We start from the raw sequence: 16,518 nt of genomic DNA on the forward strand, positions 1-16,518 counted from the left end.
CTCATCACCTCATCTCTTCTGTCGGGACGGCGTTCGGATTGATGATCCCTTGCCGTACGAGCTGTTCAATCGCGGCATCCATCGACTGCATGCCATGCTGGCGACTCGTCTGGATGACGGTCGGAAGCTGGAACTCTTTTTCATTTCGAATCAAGTTGGCGACAGCCGGGTTCCCTAACATGATCTCCATGGCGGCGACACGGCCTTTTGGCACGTCGATCCGTGGGAACAGCCGTTGACTGACGACGCCGAGCAAGACGTTCGCGAGCTGCGTCCGGATTTGATCTTGCTGCTCGGAAGGGAACGCATCGATGATTCGGCTCACGGTCGACATCGCACTCGACGTATGGAGCGTCGCCATGACGAGGTGCCCCGTCTCGGCTGCTGTCATCGCCGTCGAAATCGTTTCTAAGTCACGCATCTCCCCGAGCAAAATGACGTCCGGGTCTTGTCGTAAAGCAGCTCGTAGACCGCTCACGAACTTCATGACGTCCGAGCCGATTTCACGTTGGTCGACGATGCTTTGGTCGTGTGAATGTAAATACTCAATCGGATCTTCTAACGTGATGATTCGCTTCCGTTGCGTCCGGTTGATCTCGTGGATCATCGCCGCAAGTGTCGTCGATTTCCCAGAACCGGTCGGCCCCGTCACGAGGATAAGACCATGCGGCTTCTCAATTAATCGCTTCAACACTGTCGGCAAGTTGAGTTCATTTAATGTTGGGATTTCCCCGGAAATGGAACGAAATGCGATCGCAATCGTTCCCCGCTGATAATAGGCGTTGACACGGAAGCGTGAGACACGTGGCACCCCGAACGAGAAGTCGAGATCACGCTCATGTTCGAGGCGTTCCCGCATGTCTTCCGTCATAATTTCTTTTAAGTATCCTTCAAGATGTTGAGGCAATACTTTCTCCTCGCCCATCGTGATCAAACTCCCATCCACCCGGATGATTGGTGGAGAACCCGCCGTCAAATGAATGTCTGAGGCGCGTCGCTCGACCGCATTCGTCAAGATGACTTCAATCGATTGATTAATCATAAGCACTCTCCGTAATGACCGTTCGTAATATTTCTTCCGTCGTTGTCAATCCGGCTGCAACTTTTTCTAGCCCGTCAGCTAATAAGAACGTCGCCCCTTGTGACTTCGCATATTCCACCATCTCAGACTCGGTCGCCTGGTTCATGATCATCCGTCGTAATCCTTCGTTAATTGGAATTACTTCATGGATGGCGAGACGCCCTCGGTATCCTGTCGAGTTGCATGAAGAACATCCTTTTCCACGAACAATTCGGTCGATGTGAATGCCTTCTGCCTCGAAGAGACGTTGTTCACTTTTCGAGACCGGCTCTGCCTGACCACAGTCACGACAGACGCGTCGTACGAGACGTTGCGCGACGAGCCCGGTCGTCGAAGCGGCGACGAGGAACGGTTCGACCCCCATGTCGACGAGACGGGTGATGGAACTGATGGCCGAGTTTGTATGTAGTGTCGATAGGACGAGGTGGCCCGTAAGTGAGGCCCGAATGGCAATCTCGGCTGTTTCGGTGTCACGAATCTCCCCGACCATGACGATGTTCGGGTCTTGTCGTAGAATCGAACGAAGACCGGATGCGAACGTCAAACCGACTTTGGAGTTGACCTGAACTTGGTTGATGCCATCGAGCTGATACTCGACCGGGTCTTCTACCGTAATGATGTTTTTCGTCTCGTCATTCAACTCTACTAGTGAGGCATAGAGAGTCGACGACTTCCCTGAACCGGTCGGACCGGTAATGAGAATAATGCCGTTCGGACGTTTGAGCATTTCACGATATGCTTGCTCGTTTCGTTCCCCGAATCCTAGTTTCGTCAAATCTGTTAGCCCTTGCGACGAGTCAAGCACTCGAATAACAATCTTCTCCCCGTACATCGTTGGGAGTGTCGACACACGGAAGTCATAGGCGCGATTGCGTAACGTATACTTGATCCGTCCGTCTTGCGGAAGACGACTTTCCGTGATGTCGAGGTTACTCATGACTTTAAGGCGCGTCAGCATGACACTTTGAATTTTCTTCGGATAAATCGTTTCCGTACGCAAATCTCCATCAATCCGAAACCGGACATGAAGTTGTTTTTCATGTGGGTCGAAATGGATATCCGAAGCTCGTTGATCGATTGCGCTTAAAAAGATTTGGTTCACGAGGCGAATGATTGGTGCATCGTCCCGATTCATCGTTTCTTGTTGATCCATCTCCGGTGCATCTTCTTTTAAAATCTCGACGAGCGACTGATCCATCTCATAATAACGACTGATCGTCTTCCGAATCTGTTCACGTGTCGAAATACCAATCTCGATATTCATCCCGGTCTGCAGACGGACATCATCAATCGCAATCAAATCGAGCGGATCGGCAGTCGCAATATGAAGCGTGTTTCCAATCAATTGATATGGCATGACGTCATGTTTTTGTGCCAATGCTTTCGGCACGAGCTTCGTGACCGTCACGTTGATATCCTGAGCATACAGCTCGATAATCGGCACATGCAGTTGTTCATGAATCATCTGAATCAATTGCGTTTCGGTAATGTGGTTCAACCGAATGAGTGTATCCCCCAGCTTTTCACCTGGTCGTTTTTGTTCGAGCGCTTCATCGAGCTGACTCGTCGTAATGAGTCCGGCCTCGATGAGCATCTCGCCGAGTCTTCGTTTCGTTCGTCTCACGTTACTTCACCATCCTTTGAGGAGCCTCCTCTTGCTCGACTTCCCTCTCTTCGACGAAAGTACTAGCCGTCACTCCACCAATCAATATGACAACGAGTAGGAACCACGCCCACCATGCTTGCGTCAACGACTCCGTCACCATGTAGTAAATTCCTGCTGAAAGAAGTGCTGTCCATACACTGATGAGCAGTTTCGTCTCACGTTTTTTCATTGATGGGACAGACAAGGCGAACAACGTCAATGTGGCCAATACCCAAAAACCAAGTAAAATCATATAACCAATCATCCGACTGCCTCCTGATCTGCAGGGTCTTCTTCAAATACGGGCGGTTCTTCAAAGTTGTCATTTAGTTCATCGTCAAAAGTCGGGTCTTCTTCCACCTCTTCATCCGGGAATGTTGGAATGACCGGTTCGACCGGTTCAGGTGGCGGAAGTGGAACCGAGCTCTTCGTCACGATTTCCGGTGTCGGGGCATAAAAATCAAATCCGAGCAATTCCATCGTTTCTCCTTCTTCCGTCACTTTGACACGATACAACTTCCCTGACTGGCCCGTTTGTCCGGACTGTGTGACAGATGAACTGCCTGAAGGAAGCGATGAAGAAAAACGGACGACTTTTTGATAAGGAACCGACGTCACTTCTTCCACTCGCGCCTCGTAAGCCGAATCAAACGGTTGACCTAGTAATTGGACGGTCACGGCATTCCCTTCATTCAAGACGAGAATGGCGTATGACGACTCTTCACGGTTTTGCACCGCAAAGTTTGATCGGGCATCCACTTTCGTGTCATATCCAAGTTCCATTCCAGATAGAAGTGTCTCGTGTGGCACACGTTCGAGAATGGCGAACGGCGTGGCGGCAAACATGCGATAGAACGAAGAACCGAGTGTCGTGAGTGCCTCAAAGTCTTCGCCGAATGATTTGAGGCTGAAGATATCCCCTGCTGCCATCTCGAATCCGTTCATTCGGTCGAGCGTCGACTGCATCGCCGGAGTCGGACTCACGGTGAATGAAGCGACAACTTCACTTTCCGCCGCGACTTGTTCTAAAGTGACCGTCGACTCGAGCATCGATGCCGCATCCATCAATACCGGTGCAATCATCGTCATCGTCACCGGTTGTCCATCAAGGTATGGCTCGACTTTTGTTTCATCGACTGTAGCCAACAATGGATAATCTCCCGCCTCGGTGATGGAATCAAGTGTATTCGGCACATCGAATGTCACGACCTCTTTTCCAATCTCGATGATGGTTCCGTCCATCAAATTGACCGAAAACGGCAACGTATTAAAATCTTTAATGGCGTTATCGAGACGGACGTCAGCTTCTTCCTTCGTCATCTCAGAAACGTCTACACCGGCGAGCGTTGTTTCTGTATATGTAGCGCTTGACTCGGCGGACGCATCTAAGTAATTGACGAGTCCGATGGTCGGCAATGTCACGAGTGCGACGAGTCCGATCAAAATGAAAAGATGCATCCCATACCGCTTCATGTAAAAATCCCCCTATGTCTTATATGTCTACTATTCTATGTATCCGTTCAGTGTATAACTTTAGTATAATATGTATTGTACAAAAAATAACAATTTATTCATTATTCCATACGTTATTTACCGATTGTTTCACTTTTTTTGAATAGGAGGTCAACGTTTTGTCGCATAACGAAAAAGGATTTACGCTCGTTGAAGTGCTCGTCTCGATTGTCGTCGTCTCCATCTTGGCAGGAGCCATGATGAGTATCTTCTCGCAAAGTCTTCAAATTACCTCTTCTGACTTAGATCGAACTGTCGCAAATCAAATTGCGCAAAACACGTTACATACGATTGAACGTCGTTCGAAGGAAATCGACACCGCATTTTCCATTGATGCATTGAAGACAGATGTGAATGGCATATGTGATTTATGTTCGGCCACAATCAACGGTCGTGATTATTCGATTGACATTGATTCTATTCAAACTTCTTCGAACGTCATGGACGTGACAATCATTGTCGACTCCGATACGTTGCTCCAACCAATCACATTGAAAGGAGTCGTGACCGATGCAAGTCTTCATGAAAAGTTCCCTGAAACGAGCAATCCTGAAGCTACAACGCTCTGAAGAAGGTGTCACACTCGTTGAATTGTTGTTGGCGCTCGTTATTTCCACCATCTTCGCTGGAATCATCATCACGGTATTTTTATCCGGTACCCTCGGCTTTCGTTTGACGAATGATTCGAGTTCACTTCGTGCAGAAGCAGACTATCTGATTGCCTCGGTCATGCAGGATTTGAATCAAACGAAATTTGATGCGATGTCTGAAAGTAATGGGGTCTATACGTTTCACGTCTTAAATGACCCGAAAGTATCGGCGAATGGGATTTTGTATCGTGAAAGCGGCTATATCGATACCGGCAAGACATTATCCGCTGCTTCCTTCTCCTCTTCTTCGAATGATGTTGTCCTTCAATCGATGGACATTTCGATTGTTGACGGTGCAGTCGAAGCGAGAGTCAATCAGCCATCCTACTATAAGTCTGGCTTGATTGAACTGACAATCACACTATCTCCAGCCAATGATCCATCTGAGACGAAGACATTCAAGAGTGCCATCCCATTCTGAAAAGGAGTTTGTACCTATGAAGCAAGATGAACGAGGTTACGTCCTCATTCTTGTCCTCGTGACCATGGCGGCATTAGCCGTCTTGTCACTTGCTGCCATCCAAGTCAATTTGGCGACAAATAAGCAGACCATCATTCGCGTCGACGAGACACAACTCGATGCCGATGTCAAAAGTACATTAAATTTGCTAGTTGCTGATTTAAAGACAACATTTCCGATTCACGATGAAGCGGATGTACCCAATTACATGAAATCGGAGCAAGCCTTTCAAGACGAAATCAATTCGTTACTCGTGAGTAATCAATCATATACCGGAAACCAATTGTCCGGAGATAACGATGTCGTCTATTCGATTGAACGCTCTACTGCAGATCGAACCGATGCCCCATTCACGACTGTACTCACACTGACAGCAACGGGAACAACCGTCCCAAAAGCCGAGCAACCAAAACAAACGGCTACGTATACACAAGAAGTATATGTGACCGCCCTGCCATCTTTTTTGTATTACGTTCTCGGGTCTGACGAACAGCTGACAGTCAATGGTCCACCTAAAATCACAGGAAACATCTTTGTCGGAAACAGTGATGCCTCGACGGATGAATTAAACGTTCAACGAACCGCATTCTACCAACTAGGTTCAACAAAGAAATCACTTGAAAATAGTTCGACGAGTCGATTTTATTTGGACGGAAAAATCGATTTAGCACCTGGAGCGACTTGTGAAGGTTGCGACTTAAACGAATATTTCACGAGTGACACGACACCGATTGCAGGAGAAAAACCACAGATTGGTGAGATTGATTCATCCTTCTCACCATTCAATTTCGACTATTCGATTATCCAATACGTCAACCGTTTTCAATCAGGTACAAAGCTGAGCTACGAGAATGCGCCGGGTACTTCCATTTTTAATAGCGGACGAATACCAGCAATCTCAAGTCCTCCTTACTTGGAGCAGCCCAACCTCGGCTTGACTGAATATATCGACAAGCAGCAGATTGATGGGATTGATTCTCTGAAAATCATCACTTCACCCGTCGCCGCTTCAACCATTATTAGTGAATCGGTCGCGAGCTCTAACGTGCCACTCTTATTTGATGGGGACGTGATCATCGAGGCGGTACGTCCAATCACAATCAGTCGACCACTTATTGTGAATGGAAACCTCACGATTCGAGGAAATGTTGCATTCAATACGACCGTATATGCTTTAAAAGATGCCTTTATCGACCGTGCCACAATTACAGGTGTCAGTCAGTCGCAAAACAGTTCCCTCGTCCTCTTGGCGAAAGGGAAAGTACTATTGAATCGAATCAATGAATTTGAACGCACGACGACACCGCTTCAAGCATTTTTATATAGTGACTCAGAGGAGAAGAGTAAACTATATGCGGTTGGCTCACTCATCAATATAAAAGGTGGTCTTTATAGTCGTGGTCCACTAGAAATTAATACGTTACGGGGGAGGTTCCTATTACCACCCCAAAGTGCAAAAGAAGCTCACTTCGCAACAGATAACCAGACTCAGACCGACAATATTGAAGAATCTCGCCTGATCATGACGTATAACGAAGGCGTGTTTGAACAAATCAATACGTTACCTGTTTCCAACCAGCTTCAGCTATTCACGGCACGCCCGGTCAAACAATGAACATAAAAAAGAAGCCGACATCAAATCGGCTTCTTTTTCGTATACTTAGTAAAAATCACCCGCCGGTGTATCGACACCAGGGTTTGGATCTGTGCCATCTTTCACTTGGACGTAGAAATATTGAGAGATTGGTTTTGGCCCCCCACCGTTCGGGAATGAAGCACTGACATCTTGTGTAACGAGCCCCACTTTCGCAAGCCCTGGTTTCAACAGTTTGAGTTCTCCCCGTTCGACCGTTAGCACATCTGTTCCTTCCAATACCTTCAATCCATAGCCCGTGACGTTTGCCGTATCTGGATAGAAGGTGATTTGTCTACTGTACGAATATGGGCTGTCACTCATGTAAAGGATGACGTTCGGCGTCGAAATCAACTGCGGGTATTCTTTGACGTCAATCAACGTGCTTTTAGATTGCCCTGGATAATCTGTAAGTTTACCAAGTATTGTGACGCCACCCTCGCTCCCATGTTCGGCACGAACCGTTGCAACGTTTGCTCCAGTTTCAGAGACAGACAATGCAGTAGATGAGGACGTCCAGTCAACTCCTAGTGGTCCAGTCAACTTAGACCCATCTAATTTCGTCTGGTCTAAAGTAATACTCGCAGATTGTTTGATGAGTGTACCTTGCGCATCTTGATATACCCATAGTTCATTCGGTTTCGGGTTCAATGCGAGATTTGGCAACTTGACAATCACTTTTAAATCATTCGACTTAACGACATGACCATTCGGATACGTATATGTCGCTCGAATTGTCGTCTCCCCTACTGTTTTAGGAGAAATCGCAACATTAGCCCCATTTGATTTCAGCCCGATAATGTTATCGTTGTCGCTTTCCCATTTTAGCTTAGAGGAATCGATGTTGCCCGTGGCGTCTACGTTCGTATTAGCCCCTTCTCCTATATACAACGTCAACGTCTTCGGAATGGTTAAAGTCGTTCCTTTCACCGTAACGATTTGAGATGATAACGTTCCTGGACTGCCATTTATGTCACGATCATGCTTCGTTGTACCTTGTCCAGAATGCTCCGCATAAAAGGTATACGCAAACTTACCTGAATTCAATGTAAATATTCCAGGTGTTGTCGCGGTTAAAGGAATGGAGAATTCAGATATCAGTGAGTTTTTATTCAGTACTTTGTTACATTTATTATCATTCTTCCCCTTCTCCTTCATACATTCTAGCGAAAACTTTCCTGTTAACTCTCGCGTCTCTTTATTGAAAGCAAAACCTTCAGGTAAGTCTTTATTATCAGGTACCGTAAACTCCTTAGGAATCTTCTCCACAATTTCCGCATTCCATTTGATTAGTTCATAGGAATTTAGACTAGGACGGCCTTTCACTTCATTTAGAATTTTTTGGAGGTCAAAGGTATACGTCAACGTAAAGATTGATTGCACCCAATCTTCGTCTGGAGATATCGTTCGAATGACTTCACCATTAACTGGTGTCGTTATCGGATAATCGCTATCTTTCTTAGCAAACGTTGAGGAGTAAATGGAAAGGATGAATACTGTCGCAATCAATATGATCAGGCCGTACTTGGATCTCGGATGCTTGAACATGGAAAGTCCTCCAGTCGGTTTGTCGTCACACTTCTTCAGTTAATTCATACCCTTTCCAATCCCAATTAACAAGTTCATTTTTTCAAACTTTGGAAATGAGTTCTTACTTCACTAATGAAATAAAGAGACCCGGTCACAATCAACGTCTTACTCGTCGGCGCTTCCATCCAATCGTTTAGCCATTCTTTCCATTCAACGAAGCGTGCTCCATCTTTTATAAGCTGCTCTTTCGTTCTCGCACGTGGAAAATCAAACGTCGTCTCATACACGTCGCCAATCCCTTGAAGGGCGTGAATCATCGTGTCACGGTCCTTGTCCGCCAAAATCGCCGTCAGGACTGTCACGTCTCGTTCTTGTTTGGCTTGAAGGACCAACGCCTCGATCCCTTCCTGGTTATGCGCCCCGTCCAAAATCACTCGTGGTCGTTTGGAGACGAGTTCATATCGCCCCGGATGTTGTGCCCGCTCAAGACCCGAACGAATCGCCTCTTCTTTCCAGCCGAGATGACGCGCTACCGCTACGGCACATGCTCCGTTATAGGCTTGATGATGGCCCGTCAATCCGAGCACGACAGGTGTCATACCTTCATACGTCACAATCGTCTCAGCCCCGTCCTCGATTTCTGTCACAAGTGTTCGTACATCATGAATCGAAGCGCCTACGTCTTCTCCTTTTTGAAGCAACAGTTCAATCAACTTTTCCTCACCGACACTATGGAACATCGGCACGTCACGCTTCATGATGCCGTACTTCTCCATCGCAATCTCTTCAAGCGTATCGCCGAGAATCCCTTGATGATCATGTCCAATCGAAGTCACGACGGTCGCAAGTGGATGTGTCAACACGTTCGTCGAGTCCAGTCGTCCCCCGAGACCGACTTCCCAAATGATCACATCAGGGCGTGTGTCGTCAAAATAGCACCATGCCATCATCGTCAACAGTTCAAACTCCGTCAGCGTCTCTGGTGATTTGTCCGCACACGCTTTGACACGGTTCGCCACGTCGACGAGCGCGTCTTCTTGAATCGGTTCCCCGTTCAACATAATCCGTTCCTCGAACTGAATGATATAAGGCGACGTGAACGTTCCGACGGATAATCCATTCTCCATCGCCATCGCCCGTAAAAATGCAACGGTCGACCCTTTTCCGTTCGTCCCTGCCACATGAATGGATGGACGTTCTTCTAATCCTAACTGCTCAATCATCCAGTTCATCCGCTCAAGACCCGGTTTGATACCGAAGCGAAGCTGTCCACTCAACCAATCAAATACATCTTGTCTCGTCTTCATCTTCCACACTCCTACTGTTTACACTTCTGTTTCATCTTATCAAAATTCACGACAGCCGTTATGGAAAACAGTCTGTGCTATACTCGAAGCGAAGAAGGAGGCATGCGCCATGACAACTGACTGGAACTTCGAGGCGACGTATCTCGAACTGCGTGACATTTTTTACGACCGTGGACCCATCCATCCGGTCGACAATCCGACACTCGTCTTGTTTAACGATCCATTAGCCGCTTCGCTCGGACTTGATGCAGAAACACTTAAACAAGACATCGATTTACTTGCCGGTAATCGTCAAACCGAGACGTCGTTCTCGCAAGCCTACGCCGGACATCAATTCGGTAACTTGACGATGCTCGGGGACGGACGGGCCCTCATGCTTGGGGAACACGTGACTCCGAACGGGAAGCGTGTCGATGTACAGCTCAAAGGTTCCGGACCGACGGAGTACTCTAGAGGTGGCGACGGACGGGCCGCCCTCGGGCCGATGGTACGGGAATTTATCATCAGTGAGGCGATGCATGCTCTCGGCATCCCGACGAACCGTGCACTCGCTGTCGTGCAGTCCGGGGAAGCCATCATGCGTCAAGGTCCAAAGCACGGAGCTATCCTGACCCGGGTCGCCTCGAGTCATTTGCGTGTCGGGACGTTCCAATTCGCGGCAGGTGCCGGCTCCATCGATGACGTCATCGCGCTCGCGGAGTTTGCAATCAAACGTCACGACCCTGACTTGATTGATGCACCCGATCGCTACGAACAGTTTCTCGGACGCGTCGTCGAAAGACAGGCGAGACTCATCGCTAACTGGCAACTCGTCGGGTTCATTCACGGGGTGATGAATACGGACAATATGTTCATCAGTGGAGAATGTCTCGATTACGGACCGTGCGCATTTATGGATACTTATCATCCGGAGACGGTCTTCAGTTCGATCGACCGGGAAGGACGCTATGCCTACGGAAATCAACCGTACATCGGGTCTTGGAACCTTGCCCGACTCGCAGAGACATTGCTGCCGCTTCTTGGTGAGACGAAAGAAGAAGCGGTCGATGTGGCGAACAAACAACTCACCCGCTATACGGAGTTGTATAAAGAAGCCTACTTTACCGGACTCGCGCATAAGATCGGCATATACGTCCGAAAAGACGGTGACGATGCACTAACCGATGAACTGCTCCGCTTGATGATGGAGACAGAAGCAGATTATACGAATACGTTCCGCTCGTTGACGCTCGGTGAAATCGATTCGCTTTCATTTGCAACTCGGGAAGATGGGAAGGCATGGATCGATGCTTGGCAAAAACGCCTAAGCGAACAAGGTCTACCAGACGAGGACGTAAGTCGAATCATGCGCCAATACAACCCGGCCGTCATTCCTCGAAATCATCACGTCGAAAAAGCAATCCAAGCAGCAGAACGGGGTGACTTCGGTCCGACCGAGGCGCTACTCACGATTTTACGTGATCCTTATAACTACGACCAACCATCTAAATACGTATCGGCAGGTCCAACTCGGACGTATCCCTACCAGACGTTTTGTGGCACATGAACCATTTCGCATTCGCGAGATGGTTTTTTTGAATCATTTTCCAATCTTTTAACGTAGGATAAGGTATTCCAAAATGGAGGTACTTATATATGCGCTTACTCACCTCACTCGTCTCATTAGGATTTGCCTGTTTACTCGCACTCGAACTTTGGCAAGCCCCATACTTAAGCAATATCGTTTGGGCGATGCCGGTCTTTTTCTTGAGCGTGTCGTTCGTCCAGTACATGAAACATCTGAATGAGTCGGAATGGAGTGACACAAAATGAAAAAGCTGATCCCATTGATGATCCTCATCACCACTTCAGCATCTTATGTAGTGTATAGTCTTTATTTAACTTTAGTCGATCAACCGATTCAGCCACAATTGACCGGTGTGGCGATTGGTCTTCTTTTCACGTCTTCATACTACGTCACAACAGGCCGTGTGCCGTTTTGGAGTGAAGAGGAAGAGGCATGAAACGCATCTATATCGCTCTCTTGGTTATTGGTGCGACTCTATATTCCACGTATATCGTCCACCTGTTTCGAATCGGTTTCACCACCCCACTGTATACTCAACTCCCGATGCTATTGGGGATTGGAGTCATCGTCTGGTGGCTCGTACAAACAAGACCCGAACGTCGCTCTTGACGCTCGGGCCTTGATATTATTCTGAATCCTGAAAAGGAAATGATCCTGATGAAGGTTCCGGTAGAGAATCAGCTAGCTTCAACAACTCCTCTTCCGAGATATTTCCCGTTATGATGATCAGCTTACCTTGAGATAAGTAATATAAGCCGTTCCCGTATGCTTGCTCCATTATGTATAGTTTTGGCTGATCCGATATCTCCCCTTCGATTTCAGTGAAATCGTCCGTCGCAATAATACTGATGAGGTGTGTCTCATCGTATAACGTCCAAAGCTTCACCGGCCAATCGTTAACTGAATAGTCAGAGCTGATGACTTCCATCTCTTTGACTGGAAGATTTAATCCCTGAGTAGACGCACTGGACGTATCGGGTACCCCGAAGCGTTGCATCCCGCGTTGCGCCCATCCTTTCTTTTCATCATGAATGAATACGCCAAACGGGTTCGCACGGTCAGGAACGGTCATCGCAACTAAACCGATTCCTCCGACCATCGTCTCCGTTAAAATGTGATCCTTCGACAACTGTTTTGTTGAGCCATCTTCATATTGAAGGGTGATTTGTGCCACGACTGCGTCAGAGACCTTTTCTGTCCCTGGTGGTACTTCGGCAATCATCGTCCCTGTCACTTCTGCGTCGGGAAATTGTGATTCATCGATTCCTTCCACTTGCTCTACTTTTTTCACCTCAACCGTCTCCACAGACTTCGTCTCTTTTGGTGCCATACACCCCGCTAGTCCCAACACAAGAACACAGATTACCCCGATTCGTTTCATTTCATATCCCCTCTACAATGATTCATAATGTTTACTTTCTCCAAAGCATCGATCCAACATCTCTTTTGTACATGAAGAATCTTTATTCTGCATCATCAAAAGGAAACGACACAGATGAAGGTTCCGGTAGAGAATCAGCTAGCTTCAACAACTCCTCTTCCGAGACATTTCCTGTTACAAGAATCAGTTTGTCTTGACTGATGAAGTAGATTCCATTGCCGCTCGGCTGATTCAATCGATAATACTCCACTCCATCCTCCTGACGATTGATCCACTCACCGTCGCCCACACTGAATGCATCAGTCATCAAAATGGTGACTAGTTGCGTCTCATCATATAATGTCCACAGTTTTACAGGTCGTTCCACGTCATCGATTTCACTATCGATTGTATACATCAAATCTTGTGGGAGCGCCAAGTCGTGACGTCTTTTATCAGAAGCGTCAGTAATCCCAAAATGCTTCATCCCGTGCATGACCCATTCCTTGTCACGTGAATAGTGATATACCCCGAAGGAAGGTGTTTGGTTCGGATGACCAATCGCGATCAATCCGATGTCTCCGACTGTCGTCTCATAGATGACATCGTTTTTAGAAAGGTGTCCTTCTGACCCGTCCTTGTATTGAAGTGTGATTTGCTGAACCACCGCATCTGATAGCGATTCGGTGCCTTTTCGTACATCTTCAATGAGCGTGCCCACCCATTCACTCGTGGATGCTTGGGATTCTTCACTCGTTTCAATTTTCTCTATATCTGTACCGTCCTCTGTCTCTTCTGATGTCGTACATCCAGTCAGCCCCAATACAAGAACACACATTACCCCGATTCGTCTCATCTCATATCCCCTTTTCTACGTCTACCTCTCCAAATTCTACCAAAACACAAAAAAACCTTCTTCAGAGAATTAATCTCTAAAGAAGGTCATGGTCTTACTTACGCAATTCTTCCAAACGGGCGCGGACCGCGTCACGCTTGTCGAGGTAATCTTTTTCTTTTGCTTTCTCTTCGTCGATGACGTGAGCCGGTGCCTTGGCGATGAAGCCTTGGTTTCCGAGTTTCTTCTGTACGCGCTCGACTTCTTTCTCATACTTCGCCACTTCTTTTTCAAGACGAGCGATTTCTTCTTCGAAATTGATGAGGTCTGCCAGCGGGATGAAGAGCTCCGCTCCTGTCATGATCGCGGACATCGACTTATCGGGAGCCGTGAGGCCACGTCCGATTTCAAGCTCTGTCGCGTTCGTGAACTTGCCGATCGTCATTTCGTTCGCGCTCAAGTGACCTTGTGTCGCATCGTCGCTCGTCGAGATGAAGAGCTGGATCGGTTTTGACATCGGTGCATTCACTTCTGCACGGATGTTACGAACCGAGCGGATGACGTTCATCACAGCGTCAAACGCTGGAACCGAATCTGCGAAGTGAAGGTCGTCACGACGCGTTGGGTAGCTTGCACGAACGATCGAATCGCCTTCGTGCGGTAAGTGCTGCCAAATTTCTTCTGTCAAGAACGGCATGAACGGGTGCATGAGACGCATGATTGAATCGAGCGTATGCGCGAGGACCGAACGTGTCGTGTGCTTCGCGGCTTCGTCCTCACCGTAGAGCGTGAGTTTCGCCATCTCGATGTACCAGTTACAGAACTCTTCCCAGATGAAGTTGTACAAGTAACGTCCAGCTTCACCGAACTCGTACTTATCGACGAGGCGTGTCACTTGGTCGATCGTATCGTTCAAGCGTGTCAAAATCCACTTGTCAGCAAGCGTCTTCTCGCCCGTGAGGTCGATCTCTTCCACTTTGAGTCCGTCCATGTTCATGAGAGCGAAACGGCTCGCGTTCCAAATCTTGTTCGAGAAGTTCCATGTCGACTCGATCTTCTCCCAATAGAAACGAAGGTCGTTCCCTGGTGTCGAACCCGTGAGGAGGAACCAACGGAGTGAATCCGCTCCGTACTGGTCGATGACTTCCATCGGGTCAACGCCGTTACCGAGTGATTTCGACATCTTGCGTCCTTCCGAGTCACGGATAAGACCGTGGATGAGGACATCGTTGAACGGTTGCTTCCCTGTGAACTCGAGTGATTGGAAGATCATGCGTGATACCCAGAAGAAGATGATGTCGTATCCCGTAACGAGTGCGCTCGTCGGGAAGTAACGGTTGAAGTCCGGTGCGTCCGTGTCCGGCCAGCCCATCGTTGAGAACGGCCAGAGCGCTGACGAGAACCATGTGTCGAGGACGTCCTCGTCTTGTGTCCAATTCTCACTGTCCGCCGGTGCTTCTTTTCCTACATACACTTCGCCTGTCTCGTTATGATACCAAGCCGGGATGCGGTGACCCCACCAAAGTTGACGGCTGATACACCAGTCGCGGATGTTCTCCATCCAACGGAGGTATGTGCCTTCGAAGCGTTCTGGGACGAAGTTGACTTTCGTGTCGTCGTTTCCTTGTGCTTCGAGTGCCGCTTTTGAGAGTGGCTCCATATCAACGAACCATTGTTTCGAAAGGTATGGCTCGATGACTGCGCCTGAACGCTCTGAGTGACCGACCGAGTGCGTGTGTGGCTCAATCTTCACGAGTGTGCCGTCCGCCTCTAAGTCTTTAACGAGTTGCTTGCGGCATTCGAAGCGATCGAGCCCTTCGTAAATGCCCGCGTTCTCGTTCATCTTCCCGCCTTCGTCCATGACGAGGATACGTGGAAGTTCGTGACGGTTTCCAATTTCAAAGTCATTCGGGTCGTGGGCTGGCGTGATTTTCACGCAACCTGTACCGAACTCCATGTCGACGTAGTCGTCCGCAACGATCGGAATCTCACGGTTCATGACCGGAAGCATGATCGTCTTGCCGATGAGGTGTGTGTAACGCTCATCTTTCGGGTTGACGGCAACCGCCGTATCCCCGAGCATCGTCTCTGGACGTGTCGTCGCGATTTCGATGTGACCTGAACCGTCAGCGAGTGGATACTTCATGTGATAGAACGCACCCTCGACTTCTTGATAAATAACCTCGATATCCGAAACGGCTGTCTTTTGAGCCGGGTCCCAGTTGACGATATATTCGCCACGGTAGATCAAACCTTTTTCATACAAGCGAACGAATACTTCTTGAACGGCTTTTGAGAGCCCTTCATCGAGTGTGAAGCGTTCACGTGAATAGTCGAGGCCGAGGCCGAGTTTAGACCATTGGTCGCGAATCGTCTTCGCGTACTCGTCTTTCCATTCCCACGTCTTCTCGAGGAACTTCTCACGTCCGAGGTCGTAACGCATGACGCCTTCTTCGCGGAGCTTTTGTTCGACTTTCGCCTGTGTCGCGATGCCGGCATGGTCCATCCCTGGTAGCCAGAGCACGTCATAACCTTGCATGCGCTTGAGACGCGTCAACAAATCTTGGAGCGTCGTGTCCCAAGCGTGACCGAGGTGAAGTTTCCCCGTAACGTTCGGTGGTGGGATGACGATCGTGTACGGTTGTTTCGAATCGTCCTCGTCTGCTTTAAATACATCATTTTCTAACCAGTAGTCGTACCATTTTGACTCCGTCGCACTTGGGTCGTACTTCGTCGGCATGGTGATTTCGTTTGTCTCATGGGCCATGTGTGGCGCCTCCTCTATATAATAATGAACACAAAAACGGCTTCTCTCGTCCTATACGCTAAGGACGAAAGAAGCCGTGATCTTCCGCGGTACCACCTTAGTTCGCCAACAAGTGGCGCCCTCAAAATCGAATAACGGTCGATGGACCGAACTTTCTTACTCCATTCAGAA

16 protein-coding genes and 1 other annotated feature (1 of these 17 running past the window's edge) are annotated in these 16,518 nt (G+C 48.3%); of the genes, 7 read left to right on the forward strand and 9 right to left on the reverse strand.

Features of this window, described 5'->3' with window-relative positions; translation table 11 throughout:
* Window positions 1-4 precede the first annotated feature (4 nt).
* From KNP62_RS08950 to KNP62_RS08965, 4 genes are read right to left on the reverse strand one after another with little or no spacing between them, the layout of a single operon-like run.
* On the reverse strand, window positions 5-1,042 hold the full coding sequence (locus KNP62_RS08950; protein WP_214785281.1) for a type IV pilus twitching motility protein PilT: 1,038 nt from the start codon (window positions 1,040-1,042) through the stop codon (window positions 5-7).
* Window positions 1,035-2,705, reverse strand: a complete 1,671-nt coding sequence (locus tag KNP62_RS08955; RefSeq protein WP_214785282.1) for a GspE/PulE family protein — start codon at window positions 2,703-2,705, stop codon at window positions 1,035-1,037. Before KNP62_RS08955 ends, KNP62_RS08950 begins: the two co-directional genes overlap by 8 nt.
* 1 nt (window position 2,706) lies before the next feature.
* A complete protein-coding gene (locus KNP62_RS08960; RefSeq protein ID WP_074032840.1) occupies window positions 2,707-2,991 on the reverse strand; it encodes a hypothetical protein in 285 nt (94 codons plus the stop codon).
* Window positions 2,988-4,199, reverse strand: a complete 1,212-nt coding sequence (locus KNP62_RS08965; protein ID WP_214785283.1) for a G5 domain-containing protein — start codon at window positions 4,197-4,199, stop codon at window positions 2,988-2,990. Before KNP62_RS08965 ends, KNP62_RS08960 begins: the two co-directional genes overlap by 4 nt.
* A gap of 158 nt (window positions 4,200-4,357) precedes the next feature.
* Between KNP62_RS08965 and KNP62_RS08970 the strand changes: the two genes are divergently transcribed.
* Genes KNP62_RS08970 through KNP62_RS08980 form a run of 3 tightly spaced genes read left to right on the forward strand, consistent with a single transcriptional unit; the run spans window position 4,358 to window position 6,963 of the window.
* Window positions 4,358-4,807, forward strand: a complete 450-nt coding sequence (locus tag KNP62_RS08970; protein WP_214785284.1) for a prepilin-type N-terminal cleavage/methylation domain-containing protein — start codon at window positions 4,358-4,360, stop codon at window positions 4,805-4,807.
* Entirely contained in the window at window positions 4,749-5,309 is a 561-nt protein-coding gene (locus KNP62_RS08975; protein ID WP_214785285.1) for a PilW family protein, read from the forward strand. The genes KNP62_RS08970 and KNP62_RS08975 overlap by 59 nt, the downstream gene beginning before the upstream one ends.
* A gap of 16 nt (window positions 5,310-5,325) precedes the next feature.
* A complete protein-coding gene (locus KNP62_RS08980; protein ID WP_214785286.1) occupies window positions 5,326-6,963 on the forward strand; it encodes a hypothetical protein in 1,638 nt (545 codons plus the stop codon).
* 45 nt (window positions 6,964-7,008) lie between these two features.
* On the opposite strand, the gene KNP62_RS08985 is transcribed toward KNP62_RS08980, so the two are convergent.
* On the reverse strand, window positions 7,009-8,028 hold the full coding sequence (locus tag KNP62_RS08985) for a hypothetical protein (protein ID WP_214785287.1): 1,020 nt from the start codon (window positions 8,026-8,028) through the stop codon (window positions 7,009-7,011).
* A gap of 575 nt (window positions 8,029-8,603) precedes the next feature.
* Window positions 8,604-9,818: a bifunctional folylpolyglutamate synthase/dihydrofolate synthase gene (locus KNP62_RS08990; protein WP_214785288.1), complete on the reverse strand. Its 1,215-nt coding sequence runs from the start codon at window positions 9,816-9,818 to the stop codon at window positions 8,604-8,606.
* A 109-nt stretch (window positions 9,819-9,927) separates the two neighbouring features.
* Here KNP62_RS08990 and KNP62_RS08995 point away from each other — a divergent pair, with 109 nt between their 5' ends.
* The 4 genes from KNP62_RS08995 (at window position 9,928) to KNP62_RS09010 (ending at window position 11,994) form a co-directional block, all read left to right on the forward strand.
* Window positions 9,928-11,364 (forward strand): protein adenylyltransferase SelO, encoded by a 1,437-nt coding sequence (locus KNP62_RS08995; protein ID WP_214785289.1) that lies wholly within the window; start codon window positions 9,928-9,930, stop codon window positions 11,362-11,364.
* An 89-nt stretch (window positions 11,365-11,453) separates the two neighbouring features.
* Window positions 11,454-11,630 carry a hypothetical protein gene (locus KNP62_RS09000; protein WP_158024788.1) on the forward strand — a complete coding sequence of 59 codons (177 nt, stop codon included), beginning with the start codon at window positions 11,454-11,456 and terminating at the stop codon, window positions 11,628-11,630.
* Window positions 11,627-11,821 carry a hypothetical protein gene (locus KNP62_RS09005; protein ID WP_214785290.1) on the forward strand — a complete coding sequence of 65 codons (195 nt, stop codon included), beginning with the start codon at window positions 11,627-11,629 and terminating at the stop codon, window positions 11,819-11,821. Before KNP62_RS09000 ends, KNP62_RS09005 begins: the two co-directional genes overlap by 4 nt.
* Window positions 11,818-11,994 (forward strand): hypothetical protein, encoded by a 177-nt coding sequence (locus KNP62_RS09010; RefSeq protein WP_214760521.1) that lies wholly within the window; start codon window positions 11,818-11,820, stop codon window positions 11,992-11,994. Before KNP62_RS09005 ends, KNP62_RS09010 begins: the two co-directional genes overlap by 4 nt.
* A gap of 16 nt (window positions 11,995-12,010) precedes the next feature.
* On the opposite strand, the gene KNP62_RS09015 is transcribed toward KNP62_RS09010, so the two are convergent.
* The 3 genes from KNP62_RS09015 to KNP62_RS09025 all read right to left on the reverse strand — a co-directional run bounded on the left by KNP62_RS09015 (window position 12,011) and on the right by KNP62_RS09025 (window position 16,347).
* Entirely contained in the window at window positions 12,011-12,766 is a 756-nt protein-coding gene (locus tag KNP62_RS09015) for a hypothetical protein (RefSeq protein WP_214785291.1), read from the reverse strand.
* An 82-nt stretch (window positions 12,767-12,848) separates the two neighbouring features.
* On the reverse strand, window positions 12,849-13,601 hold the full coding sequence (locus KNP62_RS09020) for a hypothetical protein (RefSeq protein WP_214785292.1): 753 nt from the start codon (window positions 13,599-13,601) through the stop codon (window positions 12,849-12,851).
* Window positions 13,602-13,695: 94 nt separating this feature from the next.
* Window positions 13,696-16,347 (reverse strand): valine--tRNA ligase, encoded by a 2,652-nt coding sequence (locus KNP62_RS09025; protein WP_214785293.1) that lies wholly within the window; start codon window positions 16,345-16,347, stop codon window positions 13,696-13,698.
* Window positions 16,348-16,404: 57 nt separating this feature from the next.
* Window positions 16,405-16,518 (reverse strand) — a binding site (T-box leader) (it continues 109 nt past the right edge of the window).

This window comes from Exiguobacterium sp. s183, assembly GCF_018617655.1.
In the GTDB taxonomy this organism is placed as follows: Bacteria; Bacillota; Bacilli; order Exiguobacteriales; family Exiguobacteriaceae; genus Exiguobacterium; species Exiguobacterium aestuarii_A.